Annotated in this window: 18 protein-coding genes and 2 pseudogenes; 14 read left to right on the top strand and 6 right to left on the bottom strand. The window is 69.3% G+C overall.

Annotated elements, in window-relative coordinates:
* Positions 1–216: 216 nt before the first annotated feature.
* From AX769_RS00830 to AX769_RS24565, 5 genes are all read left to right on the top strand, one after another.
* Positions 217–1,386 carry a flavin reductase family protein gene (locus tag AX769_RS00830; RefSeq protein ID WP_066274864.1) on the top strand — a complete coding sequence of 390 codons (1,170 nt, stop codon included), beginning with the start codon at positions 217–219 and terminating at the stop codon, positions 1,384–1,386.
* On the top strand, positions 1,383–2,588 hold the full coding sequence (locus AX769_RS00825) for a CaiB/BaiF CoA-transferase family protein (RefSeq protein WP_066274861.1): 1,206 nt from the start codon (positions 1,383–1,385) through the stop codon (positions 2,586–2,588). The genes AX769_RS00830 and AX769_RS00825 overlap by 4 nt, the downstream gene beginning before the upstream one ends.
* 5 nt (positions 2,589–2,593) lie before the next feature.
* Positions 2,594–3,394 (top strand): enoyl-CoA hydratase/isomerase family protein, encoded by an 801-nt coding sequence (locus AX769_RS00820; protein WP_066274858.1) that lies wholly within the window; start codon positions 2,594–2,596, stop codon positions 3,392–3,394.
* A gap of 108 nt (positions 3,395–3,502) precedes the next feature.
* Entirely contained in the window at positions 3,503–5,074 is a 1,572-nt protein-coding gene (locus tag AX769_RS00815) for a CocE/NonD family hydrolase (RefSeq protein WP_204249290.1), read from the top strand.
* A gap of 481 nt (positions 5,075–5,555) precedes the next feature.
* Positions 5,556–5,930, top strand: a complete 375-nt coding sequence (locus tag AX769_RS24565; protein ID WP_066274855.1) for a hypothetical protein — start codon at positions 5,556–5,558, stop codon at positions 5,928–5,930.
* A gap of 6 nt (positions 5,931–5,936) precedes the next feature.
* Here AX769_RS24565 and AX769_RS24560 read toward each other — a convergent pair whose 3' ends face one another.
* From AX769_RS24560 to AX769_RS25890, 3 genes and pseudogenes are all read right to left on the bottom strand, one after another.
* Positions 5,937–6,101 carry a hypothetical protein gene (locus AX769_RS24560; RefSeq protein WP_204249282.1) on the bottom strand — a complete coding sequence of 55 codons (165 nt, stop codon included), beginning with the start codon at positions 6,099–6,101 and terminating at the stop codon, positions 5,937–5,939.
* A 52-nt stretch (positions 6,102–6,153) separates the two neighbouring features.
* Positions 6,154–6,387: a hypothetical protein gene (locus AX769_RS24930; RefSeq protein ID WP_239451892.1), complete on the bottom strand. Its 234-nt coding sequence runs from the start codon at positions 6,385–6,387 to the stop codon at positions 6,154–6,156.
* Between the two features lie 18 nt (positions 6,388–6,405).
* A pseudogene (locus tag AX769_RS25890) lies at positions 6,406–6,567 on the bottom strand (hypothetical protein); the annotation flags it as partial.
* Positions 6,568–6,665: 98 nt separating this feature from the next.
* On the opposite strand from AX769_RS25890, the gene AX769_RS00800 reads away from it, so the two are divergent.
* The 3 genes from AX769_RS00800 to AX769_RS00790 are packed head-to-tail and all read left to right on the top strand — an operon-like array spanning position 6,666 to position 10,718.
* The gene (locus AX769_RS00800; RefSeq protein WP_066282971.1) at positions 6,666–7,217 is read left to right on the top strand and encodes a nuclear transport factor 2 family protein; all 552 of its coding nucleotides are present in this window, start codon (positions 6,666–6,668) and stop codon (positions 7,215–7,217) included.
* The gene (locus tag AX769_RS00795; protein ID WP_162269003.1) at positions 7,214–8,431 is read left to right on the top strand and encodes an acyl-CoA dehydrogenase family protein; all 1,218 of its coding nucleotides are present in this window, start codon (positions 7,214–7,216) and stop codon (positions 8,429–8,431) included. The genes AX769_RS00800 and AX769_RS00795 overlap by 4 nt, the downstream gene beginning before the upstream one ends.
* Position 8,432: 1 nt before the next feature.
* Positions 8,433–10,718 carry a CocE/NonD family hydrolase gene (locus tag AX769_RS00790; protein ID WP_066274849.1) on the top strand — a complete coding sequence of 762 codons (2,286 nt, stop codon included), beginning with the start codon at positions 8,433–8,435 and terminating at the stop codon, positions 10,716–10,718.
* 25 nt (positions 10,719–10,743) lie between these two features.
* On the opposite strand, the gene AX769_RS00785 is transcribed toward AX769_RS00790, so the two are convergent.
* The 3 genes from AX769_RS00785 to AX769_RS00775 are packed head-to-tail and all read right to left on the bottom strand — an operon-like array spanning position 10,744 to position 15,244.
* A complete protein-coding gene (locus AX769_RS00785) occupies positions 10,744–11,646 on the bottom strand; it encodes an SDR family NAD(P)-dependent oxidoreductase (protein ID WP_066274846.1) in 903 nt (300 codons plus the stop codon).
* Complete coding sequence (locus AX769_RS00780) at positions 11,643–12,497, bottom strand: ABC transporter permease (RefSeq protein WP_066274845.1); 855 nt, start codon at positions 12,495–12,497, stop codon at positions 11,643–11,645. The genes AX769_RS00785 and AX769_RS00780 overlap by 4 nt, the downstream gene beginning before the upstream one ends.
* On the bottom strand, positions 12,494–15,244 hold the full coding sequence (locus AX769_RS00775) for an alpha/beta fold hydrolase (RefSeq protein ID WP_082763384.1): 2,751 nt from the start codon (positions 15,242–15,244) through the stop codon (positions 12,494–12,496). The genes AX769_RS00780 and AX769_RS00775 overlap by 4 nt, the downstream gene beginning before the upstream one ends.
* A 90-nt stretch (positions 15,245–15,334) precedes the next feature.
* Here AX769_RS00775 and AX769_RS00770 point away from each other — a divergent pair, with 90 nt between their 5' ends.
* The 6 genes and pseudogenes from AX769_RS00770 to prpB all read left to right on the top strand — a co-directional run bounded on the left by AX769_RS00770 (position 15,335) and on the right by prpB (position 23,538).
* On the top strand, positions 15,335–15,958 hold the full coding sequence (locus tag AX769_RS00770) for a TetR/AcrR family transcriptional regulator (RefSeq protein WP_204249280.1): 624 nt from the start codon (positions 15,335–15,337) through the stop codon (positions 15,956–15,958).
* Positions 15,959–16,230: 272 nt separating this feature from the next.
* Positions 16,231–19,659, top strand: coding sequence for a pyruvate carboxylase (locus AX769_RS00765; RefSeq protein WP_066274840.1), 3,429 nt, complete (start codon positions 16,231–16,233; stop codon positions 19,657–19,659).
* On the top strand, positions 19,656–20,303 hold the full coding sequence (locus AX769_RS00760) for a biotin transporter BioY (protein ID WP_066274835.1): 648 nt from the start codon (positions 19,656–19,658) through the stop codon (positions 20,301–20,303). Before AX769_RS00765 ends, AX769_RS00760 begins: the two co-directional genes overlap by 4 nt.
* A gap of 128 nt (positions 20,304–20,431) precedes the next feature.
* Positions 20,432–21,127: a GntR family transcriptional regulator gene (locus tag AX769_RS00755; protein ID WP_066274833.1), complete on the top strand. Its 696-nt coding sequence runs from the start codon at positions 20,432–20,434 to the stop codon at positions 21,125–21,127.
* Positions 21,124–22,645, top strand: a pseudogene (locus tag AX769_RS00750) (MmgE/PrpD family protein). Before AX769_RS00755 ends, AX769_RS00750 begins: the two are co-directional and overlap by 4 nt.
* Positions 22,645–23,538 carry a methylisocitrate lyase gene (gene prpB, locus AX769_RS00745; protein ID WP_066274831.1) on the top strand — a complete coding sequence of 298 codons (894 nt, stop codon included), beginning with the start codon at positions 22,645–22,647 and terminating at the stop codon, positions 23,536–23,538. Before AX769_RS00750 ends, prpB begins: the two are co-directional and overlap by 1 nt.
* Positions 23,539–23,548: the final 10 nt, after the last annotated feature.

Genomic DNA, 23,548 nt, shown 5'->3' with positions numbered 1-23,548 from the left:
GCGGGGTCCTCGTCTTTGAGTGTGGTGGGGCCGGTCTCTAAAAACATGCCAACCTTTAGGCTGGTTGCGATTCTGCTCCGGGGCTTCCGACGTGTCAACAGGAATGCGTCGAAAGGTCTAATCCATTCTAACCGTTGACATGTTTGACGACCCTTGATTGGATGTGCAGGTCGGGCGCCAGCAACGTCGCTCCCTGCTCGGCCTGATGGAGGCGTCATGCCGAACGAGATAGACAGAGCGAAGATCCGAGAGACGCTCGGGCACTACCCCACCGGGGTGGCCGTCGTCACCGCGGTCACGGCCGATGGAAGCCCGGTGGGCATGGTGGTGGGGACGTTCTCGTCCGTGTCCGTGGAGCCGCCGCTGATCGCGTTCTACCCGATGGAAGGGTCGCGCAGTTTCGCACAGATCCGGACGGCGACTGCGTTCTGCGTCAATGTCCTCGCGTCTGATCAGGAGCAGTTCTGCCGGCGCTTCGCCTTAGCGGGCGACAGCAGGTTCGACGGCGTCGCCTGGCGGCGCGGCCGCCTGGGGTCGCCGATCCTGGACGACGCCGTCGCCTGGGTCGAGTGCACCTTCGACGACATCCGCCCGGCCGGCGACCACTTCATCGTCCTGGGCCGAGTCGACGACCTGGCAGTGCAGCGGTCGACGCTTCCCCTTCTGCAGTTCCAGGGCGGCTACGGGCGCTTCTCTCCCGGATCGTTCATCGCCGCACCCGACCCCGAGCTGATCCAGGCGGCTCAGCTGGCCGAGGCGATGCGCTCGCGGGTCGAAGAGATCAGCGACGATTTCGGCGTCAACTGCAGCGTGCTCGCACGGATCGGCTGGGACGCGGTCCAGGTGCTGGCGGCGAACCGCTCACCCGATGACGAGTCCTTCCCGCTGGGGCACCGGCAGCCTCTCATCCCGCCCTTCGGTGCCGTGTTCTTGTCGCAGGCACCCGAGACCGACGTCGAGCAGTGGCTCCGCAGGGCGTCAGACCACAGCGGCGAGCGTCGCGACCTGAACCGCGGGCAGCTCGAACGGGTGCGGGAGTGCGGCTATTCGCTTCTCGCGGCAGGCCCGGAGATTCTCCGCCGCCACCAGGACGTCCTGACGGACTTCGAGCTGTCGGACGGGCTGCCTCAGCAGGAGCGGGTGGTGCGGATGGTGACCGCCGAGCTCGCGAACTTCTTCTTCACCGACCTCGAGCCGGGAGACCACTACGACCTGGCGAACGTCGTCGTGCTGCTGTCGACGCGTGACGGCGTGCCGCCGATGGCCCTGCGCATGACCGGCCTACCCGCCGGCGCCTCGGCGCAGCAGGTCGAGCGCTGGATCGATGCCCTCCGCGGTGTAGCCCGATCCGTCGACGAGCCGACCGCGACGAGGAGCCGATCATGACGAAGCCTCTCGAAGGGATCCGGGTCGTCGACCTCAGCCGCGCGCTGGCCGGCCCGTACTGCACCGCCCTGCTCGCCGACATGGGGGCCGAGATCATCAAGGTCGAGAGCCTCAACGGCGGAGACACGGCCCGGCAGTGGCCGCCGTTCGACGACGGCAACAGCCTCTACTTCGAGGCGGTCAACCGCAACAAGCGGTCGGTCTGCATCGACTTCTACTCGGCCGAGGGCCACGAGATCCTGGATCGCCTGATCGAGGGCGCAGACGTGCTCGTCGAGAACTTCACGCTCGGAACCCTGGAGAAGCTTGGGCTGACAGTCGAGCACCTCGCCGAGCTGAACCCCCGGCTCGTCATCGGATCCGTGAACGGATTCGGTCTCACCGGCCCCCTGAAGAATGCCGCGGGCCTCGATCAGGTCGTGCAGGGCATGGCGGGCCTGATGTCGGTGACCGGCTCGGAGGCCGGCGACGCCTACCGGGTGGGCGTGCCCATCGTCGACATCACGTCGGGGATGATCTGCGCCTTCGGGATCGCCGCCGCTCTGGCAGGACGAGCGGCCGGTCAGCCGGTGGGTCGCGTGACGACGTCTCTGCTCGAGACGGCTCTGAACCTCTCGGTGTTTCAGGGGCAGCGTGCGCTGAGCCTCGGTGAGGACGCGAAGCCGCAGGGCAACAACCACCCGACGATCGCGCCGTACGGAACCTTCGCGACGGCGACCGCGCCTCTCAACATCGCGGTCGGCAACGACAGGCAGTGGCGCGATTTCTGTATTCTGCTCGGTGTCCCCGAGGCCGTCGACGACCCCCGTTACCTCACCGGGGCCCTTCGCTCGGCGAACCGCGACAGCCTGAAGGGCCTCGTCGAGGCGGTGCTCGCCACGAAGCCCGCCGCGGAGTGGACGTCGATCATCAGCGCCGCGAGCATCCCCTGCGGGCCGATCTTCACCTACACGCAGGCCTTCGGCTCGGAGCAGGTCAGGGCCCTCGGGCTCGTCCAGCAGACCACGCGGCGGGACGGCACCGCGCTGCCTCTCGTGCGGGGCCCGCTCAGCCTCGACGGTGCCGCCAGCGAGATCACGTCGAGGCCGCCCCTGCTCGGCGAGCACACCCTCGAGGTCCTCCGCGAGCTCGGCTATTCGCCCGCCGCCATCGAGGCACTCGATGCGGCCGGTCGAGTGAACACCCGCCGCGAGCTGGTCTGAGAGCGATGAGCACCGTGACTTCGGAAGGCAGGATCAGCGTCGCGATCGACGGCGGGGTGGCTGCCGTCGAGCTCGACAATCCGACCAGGCGCAATGCCCTGACCCGGGGGATGTGCCTCGAGTTGCAGGATCTCATGCCGCGACTCGACCAGGACGCGGCGGTCGACGTCGTCACCCTTCGCGGTGCCGGCACGACGTTCTCCGCGGGCGCGACCATCGACGACCTGGCATCCGTCCTCCTCGACCCTCAGCCCGACGGAAGCCGGGTCGACCGGCTGAGCCGAGCCGACGAGGCCATCGCGTCGCTGACGAAGCCTGCGATCGCGCTGGTCGACGGCGCGTGCATGGGCGGGGCGTGGCAGCTCGCGTCGGCGTGCGACTTCGTCGTCGCGAGTGCGCGCTCGACCTTCGCCCTCACCCCCGCCAAGATCGGCGTCATCTACCCGCGCCCGGGCATCGAACGCCTCGTGCGGCAGGTCGGCCAGGCGAACGCCAAATCCCTGTTGTTCACCGGGCGCGCGCTGAGCGCCCGCCAGGCGGAGGACATCGGCCTGACCGCCTTCACCGTCGCTGACGACGACTTCGACGCCGCCTGCGCGTCGCTCGTCGCGACTCTGCTCGAGAGGTCCCGCTTCTCGCTCCACCACCTCAAGCGACTCGTCGATGCGACAGCCGCCACCGATCCATTCGTCGACCAGGTGTGGGAGGAGGCCTGGGCGGCTCTGCCGGAGAGCCCCGACATGGGCATCGGCATCACCGCCTTCCTCGAACGACGGCAGCCTGAATTCGTGTGGCGGCGTCCGTGAGCAACTCCCGCACTTTTCTCAACAACTGTTGAGATTCTGGTCGGTCAGTCGTACGCTCGCGACTGGTTCGACACCTGCAATGACCCTGCACCGACGAAGGAGCTCGATATGACCGACGACCAGAGGATGTACGTCCCTTCCACTCTGCTGCCCGCGCCGCGGACCGGCATCCTGACGCCGTTCGAGCCCGGGTCGCGGACCCTTCCGGCCGGGTTCCAGGTCGCACCGATGTTCAAGCCGCTGCCCGTCGACATCGTCTTCGACAGAGACGTCGCGGTGACGCTTCGCGACGGCACCACGATCCACCTCGACGTGTTCCGGCCGGTCGGAACCGAGGAGGTCCCGGTCATCATCGCCTGGAGCCCGTACGGCAAGGGCCAGGGCACCTCGGCGAGCGTCATGGGCATCTTCGGGCTCGTCGGCCTCGACAACAGCGTCGTCTCCGGGCTCGAGAAGTTCGAAGCGCTCGACCCGGCGTACTGGTGCGCGCGCGGCTATGCGATCGCCAACGTCGACGTCCGCGGCGTCGTCGACTCCGACGGCGACAGCGTCCTCTGGGATCGACAGGAGGGGCGGGACTGCTACGACGTGATCGAGTGGATCGCCGAGCAGGAGTGGTGCTCGGGCAAGGTCGGCATGAGCGGCACGTCCTACCTCGCCGTGTCGCAGTGGTTCACGGCGGCAGAGCAGCCGCCGCATCTCGCGGCCATCAACCCGTGGGAGGGGGTGAGCGACGTCTACCGCGACCTCGTCCTGCGGGGCGGGATGCCCGACTCCGGCTTCGCGGCTCAGTTGCAGGACGGCAGCTTCTTCGGCAAGGGCCGGAAGGAGGACATCATCGGCGAGGTCGAGCGGTATCCCCTCATCACCGAGCTCTGGGAGAACAAGATCCCCGAGTTCGACAAGATCACCGTGCCGGCCTACATCGTGGCCAGCTATTCGAACACCCTCCACACGGCAGGAACCTTCCGGGCCTGGCGCAGGATCGCGTCCGAGCAGAAGTGGCTGCGAATCCACAACTCCCAGGAGTGGCCGGACTTCTACGACGAGGCCAACGTCGACGATCTGCGTCGCTTCTTCGACCACTATCTGCTGGGGCAGGACAACGACTGGGAGCAGACACCCCGGGTGCGCTACTCGCTGCTCGACCTGGAGGGCGGCGACGAGACCGGCATCGCGTCGGACACCTTCCCGCCCGACGGTGTCACCCCGACGAAGTACTACCTCGACGGCCGCCGCCGGACCCTGACGACGACCGCCCCGACCGACGAGGTCACGGCCGCCTACACGGTGGAGTCGAACCCGAACGCGGTGTCGTTCCTGGCGAGCTTCGACGAGGAGACCGTCCTGGTCGGATACCCCAAGGCCCACCTCTGGGTCGAGGCCACAGGGTCGGACGACATGGACCTCTTCGTCCTCGTGCAGAAGCTCGACGCCTACGGCACCCCTCTGCAGGCCTTCACCGTGCCCAACCACAGCGCCATGGCCCACGATCTCACCGATCACGGCGCCACCGTCCTCAAATACAAGGGGTCGGACGGTCGGCTCCGCGTCTCGCTCCGCCACCTCGACGACGCGCTCGCGACGGACGACGTGCCCGCGCACAGCTTCGACCGCGTCGAGAAGCTCGCCGAGGGCGAGATCGTCGAGATCGAGATCGACCTCCTTCCTCTGGGCTGAGGTTCTACGCCGGTGAGCAGCTTCGGTTCGTCGTCAGCTCGCGCAACCTGCTCGGCCCGCTCATGCCCGCGATCCGCGAGTACGTGGGCGCCAACGCCGGCCAGCACGTCATCCACACCGGAGGCGAGCACGCCTCCTACCTCCAAATCCCCGTTCAGAAGTAAGGCGGCACGGTTATGACCACGACATCGACGACCGGTCCCTCGGTGCGCCTCGGCGACGAGGACACCGACTCGACCATCGACGGCTACGAGCTCTTCGGCGCACGCCGAGCACTCGCTCTCCTGAAAGACAAGCTCGGGCGCGAGCGGATCCTCGAGTTGCTCAGTGACGAGATCGCCGAAGGCGAGGCGTTCCTCCGCGACCACCTGACGCGGTCGAACGGCGAGGAGACGACGGGGCGACCACTCTCCGGGCCCGCGGCATCACCGCCGCCCAGTTCGGGCGGTGGCTCGGCGCCGCCTTCGCCCGCGAGGACGTCATGCTCGCCGGCAACCCCGAGCACTACTCGATCCACGCCGAGCCCGGCCAGAACGTCAACATCGTCGAGACCCTCGATCGTTACGTCTGCTCGTTCTTCATGCGGCCCTGGGACGACAGCGTGATCGTCGACCAGGAGCTACCCGCCGCCACCCCTCAGAAGCCGGCTGGTCGGCGATCCCACATGCTCCTGCCCGACGGCACCGTCGTCGGCTCGATCGCGAACGCCTTCGACGAAGAGGAGGACGGCTTCACGGCGCGGCTCTCGGTCACCCTGCCGGTGACGTGTGCGCCCGAGGTGATCGACCAGCACCTCGAGCACTTCGCGGTCGAGTTCCGCACCTGGATCCTGCGGGCCGCGCGCGAGCTCTCCTGATCCGATCTACGGGTCCGTCCGGGGTCGGGAGAGGACGGCCTGGATCCCGGGAGCGATGATGGCCACGAGGGAATCGTGATCCTGCTCGACGAGTGCGTCGATGCCCACCAGCTGGCGCCCGACGACGACGCCGACGAGCATCGAGGCGGCGATCTCGATCCTGTTGGTCATGTCGGATCGTCCCGGAGGCCAGGCTCCAGATCGACGATCACTCGCCGTTGGATCAGCTCCCGGAGTTGCCCGTCGCCTGCTCGCTGCCGATGGCCGCACGCAGGAGAGCCTGAAGCGGTTCGGACTCCACCGGGTTTCCGTCCCACACCTCGAGGAACGCGCGAGTGACTCGGTTGCCGAGCGACTCCTCCGGGCCGTCGAAGGCCTCGGAGATGCGTGACATGGTGTTCGGCCCGGACGCCATCACTGCGGCGAAGAGGTCGTCCTTCGAGCCGAAGTACTGCATGACGAGGGAGGCATCGACGCCCGCGTCGGACGCGATGCCTCGAATCGTCGATCGAGGAAAACCGTCTCGGGCGAAGCGCGCGCGCGCTGAGTCGAGGATGGCCTGGCGCGTTGCCTGGGGCCCGGGACGCCCCCGGGGGCGAATTCGGTGGGTGAGGTGGCCTCGTCGCTCGGCATGCACGAAGTCTACGGAAATCAGCCTCAACGCTTGTTGAGGAAGTGGCCGAATTGACGTACGCTGAGCCCGATATTCCACTGCACGCGATGAAGGGTGACGGAATGAAGACACTGGAAGAGCTGAGCGCTCGCGCCGAGATCCACGATGTTCTGCTGCGGTACTGCCGAGGCCTCGACCGCGTCGACATGGGGCTGGTGCGCAGCGCCTTCTGGCCGGACGCGTGGGTGCAATTCCCGGAGAGCCTCCACCAGGGGTCGGTCGACGGCTTCGTCGACTTCCTGTCGGGCGAGATGCCGCGCTTCGTCCGCACGATGCATCTGCTCGGCAACAGCCTCGTCGAATTCGACGGGCCTGACACCGCTCACGTCGAGACCTATCTCAACGCTGACCACCAGGGCACCGAGTTCCACCAGTGGGCGAACGAGAACGTCAAGCTCTGGGCGCGCTATCTCGATCGGTTCGAGCAGCGCGACGGCGTCTGGCTGATCGCCCGCCGGTCGCTCGCGACGGGATGGATGTACCGCTACCCGAAAGAGGGGTGGTTCGACGACCACCCCGACGCGTCCGCCAGTGGGAGGGACGGCCACGATCCTGCGCTGGAGGCCGTCGCCGGATTCGACGGAAAGCCCGCGTCACGAAAGGAATGGCCGTGATCACACGCACCGCCGCGCCGACGGCAGAAGAGATCGTCGCCCGGATCGTCGAGCTGCAGCCCTGGCTCCGCGATCAGCAAGCCGTTGCCGAGCAAGAGCGGCGCATTCCGCAGGAGACCATCGAGCGGTTGGACGCGGCCGGCGTCTTCAGCCTGTCGAAGCCGAAGCGCTATGGCGGCGCCGACTTCACGACCCGCGAAATGCTCGACATCTACCGGGCCCTCGGTTCAGGATGCGGCGCCACCGCCTGGGTCGTCTGGGCGACGGCCGGCGGGAACATGTGGAGCAACGCCTTCGCCGATGACGTCGTCGCGCCGGTCTACGAGTCGCCGTGGGTCGGCAACCGCACCTTCGCCGTCGGAGGCACGAGCCGGCACATGTCCGGCACTGCGACCAAGGTCGACGGCGGCTGGATGGTGAAAGGCGCCTGGCCGTTCGCCACGGGAAGCGTCCACGCGTCGCACGGCTACCTCGCTGTCTTCTACGACGACTCCGACGACTCGAAGGTCGGCATGGTGCTCATCCCGAAAGTCCAGCTGATCAGCCGCCACGACTGGGAAGCCATGGGCCTTGCGGCGACCGGCAGTCAGACCGTGGCCACCGACGGCGAGTTGTTCGTGCCCGACGAGCGATTCGGCTTCCCGTCTCAACTGGCTGCGCGCACCGCCGAGCTCGTGGCGCAGGGTCTCGGCCCTCGGCGGGGCGGTCTTCCACGGTCGATCGTGTCGAGTACGGGCGTCGCCCTCGGCATGGCCGACCAGGCGATGGACGTCTTCCTCTCGTCGATCGGGCGCCGCAGCATCCCGTATTCGCCCTACACGCGACAGGTCGATGCCCCGGTCGCCCATCACATCATCGGGCGAGCGGCGATGCAGATCCGCGCGGCGGGACGCCTCGCGGATGCGGCGGTCGCCGATTTCGACCGTCTCGATCAGGAAGGCGTGGACCCGACCCCGGACGAGATCGTGCACTTCCACACGGATGCCGCCTATGTCTGGAACGAGTGCGCCATGGCGATCGAGACGTTGCTTCGCGCTTCGGGAGCGTCGGCGATCAGCAAGCGAATGCCTCTCCAGCTGATCGCTCGCAACTGCCGTGCGGGGAGCCTTCACGCCGCCAACAACGTGGACACCTGGATGGAGAATCTCGGCCGCTCGATGCTCGGCGTCGAGGCGGCACCGTCGTCCATGAGCGTTCTCGAGAGGCGCTCCTGACATGGCCCTCACGGGAATTCTGGCCGGCCCGATCTCGGGCCTGAAGTACAGGACGCCGACGCACTCCGGCCTCACCGGCGACAACGGCGAGTTCGAGTACGAGGAGGGCGAGCGGATGACGTTCCTCCTCGGCGGGAACGCGCTCGGATACGTGACCGCCGGGCCACGGATCCATCTCGCCCAGCTCGTCCCTCGCGTGGACGGCGATCTCGACAAGCTGAAGGACTCCGGCCTCACGAACATCGCCCGGTTGATCTTCACCCTCGGCCGAGAAGAGATTCGCGACAACGGGACGGCCATCCCGCCGGAAGTCCACGACATCATCGGCACCCGCCGGATCAACTTCCGCCACGATGCCGACTACGCAGCCACCGGCACTCTGGACAAGGTCACCCAGTTCACCGAAGATCCGGTCGTCATCGGTCTCCTGGACGACCTGGGCGCCTCCGGAGTCTTCGGAACCCAGAAGCCGCGCACCCTGTGCACTCCGGCGAACGCGCGGAACGAGCTGCGACGGAACGCCCTCGGGATCCTGCGATTCCGGGATGTCCGGATCCCGTTGCAGAACGGCTCGTACGTTCTGGCCGACGTGTTCCGCCCCGCGGCGCCCGGCGACTACCCGGCGATCGTCAACTGCGGCCCCTACGGCAAAGCGTTCAACCACCACTCCATCGCCACCTCCGACGACCTGGAGCACCACGAGGTCGAAGAAGAAGAGTATTTCTTCGGCAATGCCGGCGACCTGCAGTTCGAGAATCACGAGACGGTCAGCACGGCGGTGTGGGTGCCCGACGGCTACGCGGTCGTGCGGGTGGACATGCCCGGAGCGGGCGCCAGCCCTGGGAAGCTCGCGCCGTGGGGAATCGTCGGCGCCGAAGCCTTCCGCGATGCCATCGAATGGGCCGGCACTCAGCCGTGGTCGAACGGCAACGTCGGAACCTGGGGGATGTCGTACTTGGCGATCAGCCAGCACGCGGCGGCGAGCCTCCACCCCGAGCATCTGAAGGCCATGATCGCCATCGGCACCGACGTCGACCTCTACGAAGACGTCGCGTACAACGGCGGCGTGCTCAACGAGCAGTTCTGGCCGATCTGGAGGGCGTCGGGCCTCACCCCGCCCATCGTCGGGGAGCCGGATCTCGTCGACTTCGTGCAGATCATGAAGGACAGCCCGTTTCGCGACTCGAACCCCGACGCGATCTTCGGCCCGCGGTCCGAGGTGTTCATGAGTCCCGACCTGAGCGACGTGACCGTCCCCCTCTGGGCCGTCGCGGCCACGACCCACCTGTCCAACATCCACCAGCTCGGCTCGAACTCGGCGTACCTGAACACGCCGACCCCGCACAAGAAGCTCGACTTCTGGGAGGACTGGTTCCAGCGCGCCTACGCGGCCGAAACCGTTGCGCAGCACAAGGCGTTCTTCGACCACTGGCTCAAGGGCGTCGACAACGGCATCATGGACGGCCCGCCCATCCGGCTCGAGATCCGCACCGGCGACGGCACCTCGTACCTGCAGGAGGAGGACGAGTGGCCCATCGCGCGCACCGAGTATCCGAAGTGGTACTTCGACGCCGAGCCGAGCGAGTGGGTCGGCGACGGCCACCGGTCGGAGTTCCTGCGCCTGTCGACGACAGCCCCCGTGAACGACGCGGAGTCGAGCTATTCGGCGCAGGTTCAGCTCGCCCCGCGGGCTCCCATCGGAAGCCCCCGCGTCGATCCGGAGTCTGCCGAGTCGGACCCGCACGTCACCGGCGTCTCCTTCGTCAGCGAGCCGCTGGCCGAAGACGCAGTCATCGCGGGATTCGGCACCGTGCGACTCTGGGTCTCGTCGACGAGTGACGACATCGACCTCTTCGTATCGGTGCGCGTGATCGGAGCGGACGACCAGGAGGTCGACTTCACCGGATTCACCACGTTCGGGTTCCCCTTCCGGATCGCACCGCTGACCAAAGGCTGGCTCAAGGTCTCCCACCGTGCCCTCGACGCCGAGAAGTCGACCCCGTACCAGCCCAAGCACACGCACCTGAAGGCCGACTACTCCCCCCTTCGACAGGGCGAAATCGTGCCGGTCGACGTGGCGCTCGTGCCGAATGTCGGCAAGATCTTCGCCGGCCAGCGCATTCGAATCGACGTCCAGCCGCACGACGGCGTCGCGCACGGGCTGACACACGAGTACGACCCGGGCCATCATGACAACGCGACCAACCGGATCCACACCGGCCCAGAGCATTCCAGCTATGTTCAGCTGCCGGTCGTGCCACCGCGGCCCGGCATCGATCGGATGTGACGCCATAGGTGCTGGAGTCGCATGATCAGCCGGCGGCGGTCTCGCCGACGAGGCGAGCGCTCACCTGCCAGAGCTCGCGTGCGTTCTCGACGTCGTACGACAGAGCCGACGACCGCGAGGGCATCCTGTCGGTCCGGTCGAAGTACTGGCCGCCGATGCGTGCTCCTGAGGCGCCGGACGCGAGCCGTGCCAGGGCTGTGCTCGACGTCTCGAGGTCGCCGACCCGCGAGGCGAAGATCTTCTTCATGACGGCGCCGACCGGGGCCGGGATGGTGGCGAAGCCGGTGTCCGTCATCAACCCGGGGTTGAAGGCGGCCGCGGAGACAGTGGAGTGCTCGGCCTCGAGTCGGCGGGTCAGTGCGTAGGTGAAGTAGAGGTTGCAGAGCTTCGAGTACGAGTAGCGCAGTCGACGCTTTGCCGGTCGTTGCACGATGGCGACGGCGTCGGCGCCGGGCCACGTCAGCGCGGGGCCGGGCGGCTGGTGCATGTCGCTCGAGACGGAGATGATCCGCCCCGTCGGTGACATGCGGGGCAGGAGGAGGAGCGTCAGGAGGAAGTGGCCCAGGTGGTTCGTCTCGAACACGGGATCGAAGCCGTCTGCCGTGGGCCCGCTCGCGCGGGAGATCCCGGCGTTGCAGACCAGCGAGTCGATGGGCACGCCCGCGCTCGTCGCGAACTCGGCGGCGAAGGCCCGCACCGACGCCAGGGACGACAGATCGAGCGGCAGGGCCTTCACGCGGACGTTACCGGTCGACTCGCGGATGGACAGTTCGGCCTCGGCGCCCTTCTGCGGGTTGCGGCAGGCGAGGATGACGGTCGCCTCGCGCGTCTGGGCCGCGAGCCGTCGGGCCGTCTCGAAGCCGAGGCCGGAGTTGGCACCCGTGACGATCGCGACTCCCGCGAAGTCGGTGTCGCCCGCGCTGGTCATCCTGCGATGTCCTTCCGGCTGAACCACCAGGCCGCAGCGAACCCGAGGACGACGGCCCACACCAGGCCGGAGAGGACGGAGTCGGCCACCGGGGCGAGGTTCGTCGGGGCCGTCAGGAATTGCTGGAACGCGCTGGCGTAGTGGGTGGGCAGGATCAGGCGGACGCTGCCGAGGGTGGAGATGGAGTCGAGGATGCGGGACAGGATCGAGACGAGCACAACACCTCCCGCCGCCGCGAGGGGGCTGTTCGCGACGACGGTGAGCAGGGTGCCGAGGCCGGCCGCCCAGAGCAGCCCGACCGCCCCGGCGGCGGTGGCCAGCGCGATGCGACCGATGGAGTCTCCCAGGCCGAGACGCGGACCGCCCGGGATCTGGATGCCGGCGGGGCCGTACGAGAGGATGCCGACGACGAGCGCCACCAGGGTGAGGGCGACGAGCCCGGCGACGAGGAGCGTGGCCGCGACGGCGACTTTCACGCCGAGCAGCCGGAGACGAGGGACGGGGATCGTCAGGAGGTACTTCAGGGTCGAGCGGGACGACTCTCCGGCGATCATGTCGCCGAAGAGGAGCGCCGCGATCAACGTCAGCAGGAACCCTGCGGTCAGCTCGATGACGAAGGCTGCGAACGTGCCTCCGCTCACCTGGGCCAGGTCGACGAGGCTCGTCGCCCGGCTGTTGCTCGAGGGCGGCCCGCCGACGAGCAGGGCGGCACGGACGATGAGGGGGAGGACGACCAGGATGATCAGCACGATCCGGACTCGCCACTGGCTGAGCTGGCGGGCCAGCTCGACCCGGAACGGCATGGTCGTACGCCGCCGAGCGGTGGTCGAGGCCTGAAGAGAAGTGGTCATGGTGTCTCGTTCGTTCGAGAGGGCTGCTGGCTCGCGCCGATGAGAGAGAGGAAGGCTTCTTCCAGGTGGCGCCCTCGTTGCACGCTCGTGACTCCCACGCCGGCATCGACGAGTGTTGCGACGACGACCGTGACCGGGTGGTCGCCCGGTGTCACGCGGATGGTGCCGGCGTCGCGCCCCGCCGTGGACTCGGCCCCGAGCCGGCGGAGCGCCGCGAGGGCGTCGTCGACGTTCGTCACGCCGACGAGGAGCTCGCTCGAGTCGCCGGCGATCTCGCCGACCGGCCCGGCGGCCACGACCCGCCCGTGCGACATGACGACCACGTGCGAGCAGGTCATCTCGACCTCGCCGAGCAGGTGCGACGAGACGATCACGGTGCGGCCGCCTTCGGCGTAGCGCCGCAGGACTCCCCGGAGGGCCGTGATCTGTGGCGGATCGAGGCCGTTCGTGGGTTCGTCGAGGACGAGCAGGTCGGGCATTCCGAGCATGGCCTGGGCGATCGCGAGGCGTTGGCGCATGCCCTGGCTGTACCCGCGGACGGCCTTCGTGATCGCGGCCCCGAGGTCGGCGACCGCGAGGACGTCGTCGAAGCGTGCTTCGTCGGTCGGCCGGCCCGTCGCCGCCCAGTACAGTTCGAGGTTTCGCCGACCGGAGAGATGCGGCAAGAAACCGGGGCCCTCGATGAAGCAGCCGAGACGGGCGAGCACGGGCGCGCCGGGGCTGATCGTGGACCCGAACGACGACGCGGCCCCGGCGTCGGGGCGAATGAGCCCGGCGACCATTCGGAGGGTCGTCGTCTTGCCGGCGCCGTTCTCTCCGAGCAGGCCCATCACCTGGCCGCGTTCGACGGTGAAGGAGACGTCGTCGACCGCGAGGAAGCCGGACCGGAACCGTTTCGTCAGCCCGCGGATCTCCAACGGCGCGGCCTCCTCGGCTGCCGTCGGAGTCGGCCCCTCGGCGGTGGCCGGCGAGGCGCCCCGGCCGCCCCGGCCACCCCGGTCGCTCCTCCGCCCTCGGACGAGAGCGAACGCAAGCAGCGCGAGAGCCGCCAGCAGGGTGATGCCGATACCGATCAGGACGCCGAGAGAGGGCCGACCGGCACTCCGGTCGGTGGTCGCCGCCGTGACGGTCGGCAGAGCGAGGGGCCCGTCGACGGACACCCGGTAGGCGGCCGGAGTCGGCGAGCCCGCGAACTGCGAGTCCGTCGTGCGCACCGTCAGCGTCAGCCGATCGCCCGGTGTGAAACTCCACGCCGTGGCGGGCAGTGTCACGGTGACGTCGGCGCCGTCGGCGGGAATCAGCACGCGGATCGGCGCGACTCCGCCGGGGAGCACCCGGACCGCGTCGCCGGTGGTCGCGGACAACTGTGCGTAGAGAAGTGCGGGTGTCTGCGTCTTCGTGCCGGCCGCAGGCGTCACCCGGAGGTGGACGGTTGCGGCTCCAGCCAGGATGACAGGCGTCTTCATCGGCGCGGAGACGAACTGCGCCTGCTCAGCTGCGGGGTTCGCGGCCCCGAGGAGCCCGGTGGCGGCTCGCCCGGTGGCGCTTCCCGAGTCGAGCCCGGGCAGCCCGGTGACGGAGGCGGGTTGGCCGCCGGGAGGGTTGACGACGGCGGTGGTGCGCCCCGTCAGCGCGATGGAGCGACTCGACCCTGACCCGTGGAGCCCCGGGTACCGGTCGGCCGTGATGGTCTGCCCGAAGGCGGTGGCGGTCGCCGGCACGGAGTAGCTGAAGGTCTGAGCGACGGATCCCTGGGACTTCAGGTGATCGGCCAGCCACGACAGGATGATCGAGTCGGTCCCGGCGATGCCGCCGCCGTCGTGCCCGCCGTTGAACCATCGGACCTGGACGGGAGCGCCGGCTTTCTTCAGCTGGCGTTCGTTCGCATCGGCCTGGTCGAGGCCGAAGAGGTTGTCGTGCAGGCCCTGGAGGAGGAGCGTCGGCGCGTGCGAACCCGACAGCACCGTCGAGGGGGAGGAGTGCTTCAGGAGGGCGAGATCGGTGGCGGTCGGTTGGCCGCCCGCGATGAGGTTCTCGTAGAGCGCGCAGAACTGAGCGGTGAAGCGCCCGCACGCCTTGTCGGGTGTGATGCCGGCGCCGAAGAGCCGGGACGCCCACCCGGTCTTGAAGTCTCGCTGACTGTCGGCACTCGATCCTGCGACCGTGCCGGCGGACGCCGGAACGAGTGCGTTCGCGAGGTTGTTCCAGGTGATCGCGGCGACCACTGTGTCGACGCGGGGGTCGGTGGCCCCGACCATCAGGGCGAGTGCGCCCCCGTACGAGCCGCCGACCACGCCGACGACCGGGTCGCCCTTCGTCTTCTCGACGGTCGAGTCGTGAGCGAGGACGGTGATCAGGGCCCGTGCGTCGGGGACCTCTCCGCTGAGGGAGTCGAGCCCGATCGAGCCTCCGGAGCGGCCGAAGCCACGCGCGGTGTAGGCGAGGACGACGTAGCCTGCCGCCTGCAGCTTCTTCGCCTCGGGCGCGAGATCGGCCTTCGTCTGGCCGAACCCGTGAGCGAGCAGCACCGCGGGAGCCGGAGTGACGGCGGGCGTGTACAGATCGACGTCGAGGTCGATGCGAGCGGCGCTTCCCGGTGACTCGGCGACGGGCACGAAGAACGAGCGCACCTGGGCGGCGGCGGTCACCGGCGCGGCCGCTGCGGACCCTGCTGCAGTGCCGAATGCCAAGAGCGTCGCGACCGCCAGGAGCACGGGCACGAGGAGTCGTACTCGGGATCGTCCCATTTCTGCCACGTCGAGATCTCCTGTGCGAGGATGAGACAACTGGAGGGACCTCCAGTCCGGCGAATGTAGCACGACTGGAGGCTCCTCCACTTGATCTCATCAGATTCCCAGCAGACGGCGGAGTCGACCCTCTCGGGGTACCGCGGCGATCGCCCCCTGCGCATCGACGCCCAGCGTCGCCGCGACGAGATCCTGGCTGCGGCGACGGCGGAGTTCGCCGAGCACGGCGACGGGGTTCCCCTCGATGCCATCGCGCGGCAGGCGGGTGTCGGGATCGGCACTCTCTACCGCAACTTCCCCGGCCGGGAGGTGCTTCTCGAGGCCGTCTACGCCGCCGAGCTCGCCCACGTGACCGCCAACGCGGAGGGCCTCCTCGTCGAGTGGGAGCCAGAAGCGGCGCTTCGGGAGTGGATGGCGCAGTACGCCATGTTCATCACAGGGAAGCGGGCGATGCTGCCGGCCCTGAGCGCCACGTCGTCGCCCGGCCGCCGGACGACCACTCGCGAGCTCGTCACCGGAGCCATCGAGACGATCCTCGAGCGGGGTGTCGCCGCGGGAGTCTTCCGGGCCGACGTCTGTGCGGCGGACATCACGGCCCTCCTGCAGGGCGCCTTCTTCGCGACGACCGGTGACGACGGGCCGGAACGCGTCGCTCGGTTGCTCGATCTCATCGTCGACGTCCTTCTCGCGCGTGCCCACGAAAGCGGCCGCTGACGGCGAGTCGGAAAGTCGAACGGCACGTCATCCGGGCGCGCTCGACAACATGAACCGCCCGTCCTCGATGAAGAGCGGTTCCCGGTCGGTGCCGTCGAGGCTGCGAGCGAAGAAGACGGGCATGGCGGTGAGGGTACTTCGCGCGGCACCTTCCGATCATGGTTTGACGGCTGCGAAAAGACGTGGATTTTTGACACGCCCACGTGCGCTCAGGCGGGCCCTCCGTGACCCAGTCTCGACTGCAGGCAGTCGAACTGAACGAAGGAGTTCACGTGTTCTCGAAGATCCTCGTCGCCAACCGCGGCGAAATCGCCATCCGCGCCTTCCGTGCCGCTTACGAGCTGGGTGCGAAGACGGTCGCCGTCTACCCCTGGGAAGACCGCAACTCGTTGCACCGCATGAAGGCCGACGAGGCCTACCTCATCGGCGAGCGAGGCCATCCGGTGCGCGCCTACCTCGACGTCGACGAGATCGTCCGGGTCGCCGTCGAGGCGGGCGCCGACGCGATCTACCCCGGCTACGGCTTCCTGTCCGAGAACCCGCAGCTGGCCGCGGCTGCGTCCGCGGCCGGGATCGTCTTCATCGGCCCCGACTCGTCGGTGCTCGAGATGGCCGGCAACAAGGTGACGGCGAAAGAGCACGCTCGGGCCGCCGGCGTCCCCGTGCTGGCGTCCTCCGCCCCGTCTCGCGACGTCGACGAGCTCGTCGCCTCGGCCGACGAGGTGGGCTTCCCGATCTTCGCGAAGGCCGTGGCGGGCGGCGGCGGGCGCGGTATGCGCCGCGTCGAGAAGCGCGACGACCTGCGCGCGGCCCTCGAGGAGGCGATGCGCGAGGCCGAGAGCGCGTTCGGCGACCCGACCATGTTCCTCGAACAGGCAGTCCTCCGCCCTCGGCACGTCGAGGTGCAGATCCTCGCCGACTCCGAGGGGTCGACGATGCACCTGTTCGAGCGCGACTGTTCGGTGCAGCGACGCCACCAGAAGGTCGTCGAGATCGCCCCCGCGCCCCACCTCGACGAGAGCATCCGCACGGCCCTCCACCGGGACGCGATCGCGTTCGCGAAGTCGATCGGCTACGTGAACGCCGGCACCGTCGAGTTCCTGGTCGACACCGTCGGGCCGCGGGCCGGCCAGCACGTCTTCATCGAGATGAACCCGCGCATCCAGGTCGAGCACACCGTCACCGAAGAGGTCACCGACGTCGATCTCGTCCAGGCGCAGATGCGCATCGCCTCGGGCGAGAGCCTCGCCGACATCGGCCTGGCGCAAGAGACCCTCGTCCTCCGCGGCTTCGCCCTCCAGTGCAGGATCACGACGGAAGACCCGAGCACCGGCTTCCGGCCCGACACGGGCAAGATCAGCACCTACCGCTCGCCGGGCGGCGCGGGCATCCGCATCGACGGCGGCACGGTCGCCGCGGGGGCTCAGATCAGCCCGCACTTCGACTCGATGCTCGCCAAGCTCACCTGCCGTGCCCGCACCTTCGAGGCGGCCGTGGCGCGCGCTCGCCGAGCGCTGGCCGAGTTCCGCATCCGCGGCGTCTCGACGAACATCCCCTTCCTCCAGGGCGTGATCGACGACCCCGATTTCGTTCGCGGCGACATCTCGACGTCGTTCATCGAAGAGCGCCCGCACCTGCTCGACGGCCACCGATCGAAAGACCGGGGCACCAAGATCCTGCGCTGGATCGCGGAGACGACGGTCAACCAGCCGAACGGCGCCTCGCCGATCAGCATCGACCCGGTGACCAAGCTGCCCGGGCTCGCGAGCCCTCTGACGCTGCCGCGCGGCTCTCGCGACCGGCTGCTCGACCTCGGGCCCGCGGGGTTCGCCGCCGACCTGCGGCAGCGCCCCGAGCTGGCCGTGACCGACACGACCTTCCGCGACGCGCACCAGTCGCTGCTCGCCACCCGGGTGCGCACCGTCGACCTCGTCGCCGCGGCTCCATACGTCGCGGCGACCATGCCCGAGCTGCTCTCGGTGGAAGCCTGGGGTGGCGCGACCTACGACGTCGCCCTGCGCTTCCTCGGCGAAGACCCCTGGCAGCGCCTCGCCCTGCTGCGAGAGGCCATGCCGGGCGTCGCGATCCAGATGCTGCTGCGCGGGCGCAACACCGTCGGCTACACGCCCTACCCGACCCGCGTCACCGACGCGTTCGTCGAGGAGGCGGCGGCGACCGGGGTCGACGTCTTCCGCATCTTCGACGCCCTGAACGACGTGTCGCAGATGCGGCCCGCAATCGACGCCGTGCTCGAGACGGGCACGACTGTCGCCGAGGTGGCGCTCTGCTACACGGGCAACCTGCTGAGCCCTGCCGAAGATCTCTACACGCTCGACTACTACCTGCGCCTCGCCGACGACATCGTCGCCACAGGAGCCCACGTGCTCGCGATCAAGGACATGGCCGGCCTCCTGCGCCCGGCCGCCGCGACCGCCCTCGTGACGGCTCTGCGCGAGCGGTTCGACCTGCCCGTGCACCTGCACACGCACGACACCGCGGGAGGCCAGCTGGCCACGATCCTGGCCGCGAGCCGTGCCGGGGTGGACGCCGTCGACGTCGCGAGCGCCCCTCTCGCCGGCACGACGAGCCAGGTCTCGGCGTCCGCCCTCGTCGCCGCCCTCGAAGACACCGACCGCGACACCGGGCTGTCGTTCGAGGCGGTCGCAGCCCTCGAGCCGTATTGGGAGGCCGTGCGGCACCTCTACAGGCCGTTCGAGTCGGGGCTGCCCGCGCCGACCGGCCGGGTCTACGACCACGAGATTCCGGGCGGTCAGCTCTCGAACCTGCGGCAGCAGGCGATCGCCCTCGGTCTCGAGAACGACTTCGAGCTCATCGAGGACATGTACGCGGCGGCCGACCGCATCCTGGGTCGCATCCCCAAGGTCACGCCCTCGTCGAAGGTGGTGGGCGATCTCGCCCTGCACCTGACCGCGGTCGGCGCCGACCCGGCCGACTTCGAGGCGAACCCGGGCTCGTACGACATCCCCGACTCCGTGGTGCGCTTCATGGCCGGCGAGCTGGGCGACCTGCCGGGCGGCTGGCCCGAGCCCTTCCGCACCAAGGTGCTGGCCGGGCGCCGAGTCGACCTGTCGGTCGAGAAGCTGAGCCCCGCCGACGACGCGGCGCTCGCCGAACCCGGCCCTGCGCGACGCGACACCCTCAACCGCCTCCTCTTCCCCGGCCCGGCGGCGCAGTATCACGACCGGCTCGCCGACTACGGCGACCTCTCGGTGCTGAGCACCCGCGACTACCTCTACGGCCTGCGCGGGGGCGAGGAGTCGCAGGTGCACGTCGCCCCCGGCGTCGACATCCTGATCGGCCTCGAGGCCATCGGCGACCCCGACGAGAAGGGCATGCGCCAGGTCATGGCGACCATGAACGGCCAGCTTCGCCCGGTGGTCGTTCGCGACCTGTCGATCGGCGTCGACGTCGTCCCCGTCGAGAAGGCGAACCCCGCGTCGCCCGGCCACGTCGGGGCGCCCTTCTCAGGCGTCGTGACCCTCAGGATCGCCGCCGGCGACGAGGTCGAGCAAGGCCAGACCGTCGCCACGATCGAGGCGATGAAGATGGAGGCCTCGATCACCTCCCCGGTCGCCGGCACCGTCTCGCGGGCCCTCGTCGACGGATCCGTCGCCGTCGAAGCCGGCGACCTCCTCGTCGACATCCTCGTCCTCCACCCCACGAAAGGTCTCCCCGCATGAGTGCCATCACTCCTGCTTTCGCCCGCGCCACCCTCGCCGACCGCCTCACCGGTCGCATCGGTCGCAGCACGCTCGCCCGAGACGCAGCTCTCGTCGTCTCCGGCGCCGCCCTCATGTCGGGGCTCGCGCAGGTGTCGATCCCGATGTTCCCCGTCCCCATCACCGGGCAGACGCTCGGCGTGCTCCTTGTCGGGCTGACCCTCGGCATGCGTCGGGGCGGGCTGGCGCTCGTCGTCTACGGCCTCGTCGCGCTCGCCGGGGCTCCCGTGCTCGCCGGCCACCAGGGCGGTCTCTCGTCGCTCGCGTCGCCGAGCTTCGGCTTCGTGATCGGCTTCGTGCCCGCGGCGGCCCTCGCCGGCCTCCTCGCCGAGAGGCGCTGGGACCGCTCGGTGGTCACGGCGCTCGCTGCCGGGGCCATCGTGACGATCGTGCCGTTCCTGATCGGGGTGCCGTGGCTCGCGGTCAGCCTCGACCGCCTCGGGCCGGCCGTCTGGCACGGCGAGATGGGGGCGCACAGCGTGCTGCAGGCGGCCATCGCGGGCGGCGTCACGCCGTTCCTCCTCGGGGGCCTCGTGAAGGCCGTGATCGCAGCCCTGGTGCTGCCCTCCGTGTGGGGTGTCGTGCGCCGCATCGACGAGCGCTGACGGCCGGGTTCGTCGACAGGGCTCGCCCAGAGCCGCCGAAGGGGCTAGTGTATGCACAGAGCCCCGGATAGCGTGCAATAGCCGCATCTGCCGGGTTTGTGTATACATCCAACGGCGGAGGTGCAGCAGTGCGAGCCAGCGAGCGGGCCTACGACGTGCTGCGCGGCGAGATCCTCGACTGGGCTCTCGAACCCGGGGCTCCCCTCGCCGAAGTCGATCTCTCGCTTCGCCTCGGCATCTCGCGCACGCCGGTCCGCGAGGCTCTCGCGCGGCTCACGACCGACGGCCTGGTGCAGCCCGTCGGCGGCCGCGGCCTCGTCGTCAGCCCGGTCTCGGCCTCCGACGTCGTCGACATCTTCGAGTTGCGCCACGCGCTCGAGCGTCAGGCGGCTCAGCTCGCCGCCCGGCGCCGCGATCTCGACGTCTTCGTCGCCCTGGGCGACGAGCTTCGCGAGGCGCCCGCTCTCCTGGCTCTCGGCGGCGAGGCGACGCCCGAGTACTACGCGACGGTCGCCCGCTTCGACAGGGCCATCGACGCGTCGGTGCACAACGCCTACCTCGTCACGGCGCTCGAGGGCGCCCGCACGCACGCGGCCCGCATCCGTCGCCTGTCGCACGACGACCCGCAGCGCCTCTTCGACGCCGCTCACGAGCACCTGCTCATCGTCGACGCGATCATCGACGGCGACGCCCAGCTCGCGGCCGACGCCACGAGCGTCCACCTCAACCGGAGCCTCCGCTGGATCCAGCAGTCTCTCCGCGACGGCCACGGCCGGGTCGCATCGGCGGCCGGCCTCCCATCTACGACGAACGGTGTGCAATGAAGCTCCACGAAGTCCACGTCCATCCCTCCGACGACAACCTGCCGCGGCAAGAGCAGCTCGCCTGGAGGATCGCCGAGGTGGCAGCCGACCCGGTCGAGGTCGCCCCCGAGGTCACCGAGATGGTCGTCAACCGCATCATCGACAACGCCGCCGTGGCCGCTGCGTCCCTGACGCGAGACACCGCCACCGCCGCGAGGGGGCAGGCGCAGGATCACGGGTTCCAACGCCGGGTGGGCTCGTCCCGCAACGGCTCGACCGTCGTCGGCATCGAGGGGCGGTACGCCCCGAGTGGGCCGCCTGGGCCAACGGGGTCGCCGTGCGAGAGCTCGACTTCCACGACACGTTCCTCGCCGCCGAGTACTCGCACCCCGGCGACAACATCCCGCCGATCCTCGCCGTCGCACAGCACGTCGGCAGCACGGGGGACGCACTCGTCCGCGGCATCGCGACCGGCTACGAGATCCAGATCGACCTCGCGAAGGCGATCAGCTTGCACGAGCACAAGATCGACCACGTCGCGCACCTCGGGCCGAGCGCGGCCGCCGGCATCGGCGCTCTCCTCGGGCTGTCGACGCCGACGATCTTCCAGGCGATCGGCCAGGCCCTCCACACCACCACTGCCACGCGGCAGTCGCGGAAGGGCGAGATCTCGAGCTGGAAGGCCTACGCGCCGGCCCTCGCCGGCAAGGTCGCCATCGAGGCGATCGACCGGGCGATGCGGGGCAGACCAGCCCGACGCCGATCTACGAGGGCGAGGACGGCGTCATCGCGTGGCTGCTGGACGGCCCCGAAGCCGGCTACGAGGTGCCGCTGCCGGAGGAGGGCGAAGCGAAGCGGGCCATTCTCGACAGCTACACGAAGGAGCACTCGGCCGAATACCAGGCCCAGGCGTGGATCGACCTGGCCCGCCGTCTCGGGGCGTCGCATCCTGAGCTCCGAGACCCCGCGAACGTGACGAGTGTCGTCATCCACACCTCGCATCACACCCACGTCGTGATCGGCTCCGGGGCGAACGACCCGCAGAAGTACGATCCGACCGCCAGCCGCGAGACGCTCGACCACTCGATCCCCTACATCTTCACCGTGGCGCTGCAGGACGGCGCGTGGGATCACGTCGCCTCGTACAGCCCCGAGCGCGCGGGCCGGCCCGACACGGTCGCGCTGTGGCAGAAGACCACGACGATCGAAGACCCCGAGTGGACGCGCCGGTACCACTCCCTCGATCCTGCCGAGAAGGCGTTCGGGGGCCGGGTCGAGTTCGAGCTGGCCGACGGCACGCATCTCGTCGACGAGATCGCGGTCGCCGACGCCCACCCGCTGGGTGCCCGACCGTTCGCCCGCGAGCAGTACACGGCCAAGTTCCGCGCCCTGGCCGCCCCGGTGCTCGACGAGGCCGAGATCGAGCGGTTCTTGGCGCTCGCGCAGCGCCTGCCCGACCTGCGCGCCGACGAGCTCGGCGGCCTGACCATCACGGCGCCGACCGGGTCGCTGCCCGTCTCACCCGAAGGGCTCTTCTGATGCTGTACTCGACCGTCTCACCCGCCGACAAGCGCGCAGGATTCCGGAGCGCTCTCGCCTCCGGCCGACTGCTGCAGCTGCCCGGCGCCTTCAACCCGCTGTCGGCTGCGCTCATCCAAGACAAGGGCTTCGACGGCGTCTACATCTCGGGCGCGGTCATCGCCGCCGACCTGGGGCTGCCCGACATCGGGCTGACCACGCTCACCGAGGTGGCCGGCCGGGCGCAGCAGATCTCGCGCATGACGGATCTCCCGTCGCTGGTCGACGCCGACACCGGCTTCGGCGAGCCCATGAACGTGGCCCGCACGGTGCAGACCCTCGAAGACGCCGGCGTCGCGGGCCTCCACATCGAAGACCAGGTCAACCCCAAGCGGTGCGGTCACCTCGACGGCAAGGCCGTCGTCGACACCGACACCGCCCTCAAGCGCATCCGGGCAGCCGCCGATGCGAGGCGCGACCCGAATCTGCTCATCATGGCGCGCACCGACATCCGCGCCATCGACGGGCTGCAGGCCGCGATCGACCGAGCGAAGCAGCTTGTCGACGCGGGCGCCGACGCCGTCTTCCCCGAGGCGATGGCGACGCTCGACGAGTTCGCCGCGATCCGGGCCGCCGTCGACGTGCCGGTGCTGGCGAACATGACCGAGTTCGGCAAGAGCGAGCTCTTCACGGTGACGCAGCTCCGCGACGTCGGCATCAACCTCGTCATCTACCCGGTGAGCCTGCTGCGCATCGCGATGGGCGCCGCCGAGCGCGGCCTCGAGACGCTGACGGCCGAAGGCTCGCTGAAGTCGGAGGTCGCAGGCATGCAGACCCGGGCCCGCCTGTACGAGCTTCTCGACTACGAGGCGTACAACACCTTCGACACCTCGCTGTTCAACTTCACCCTCTGACCCCGTTCCA

This window comes from Frondihabitans sp. PAMC 28766 (assembly GCF_001577365.1).
Lineage (GTDB): Bacteria > Actinomycetota > Actinomycetes > Actinomycetales > Microbacteriaceae > Frondihabitans.
Note: the sequence above shows the minus strand (reverse complement) of the source record. Positions and strands in the feature narration are given on the sequence as shown.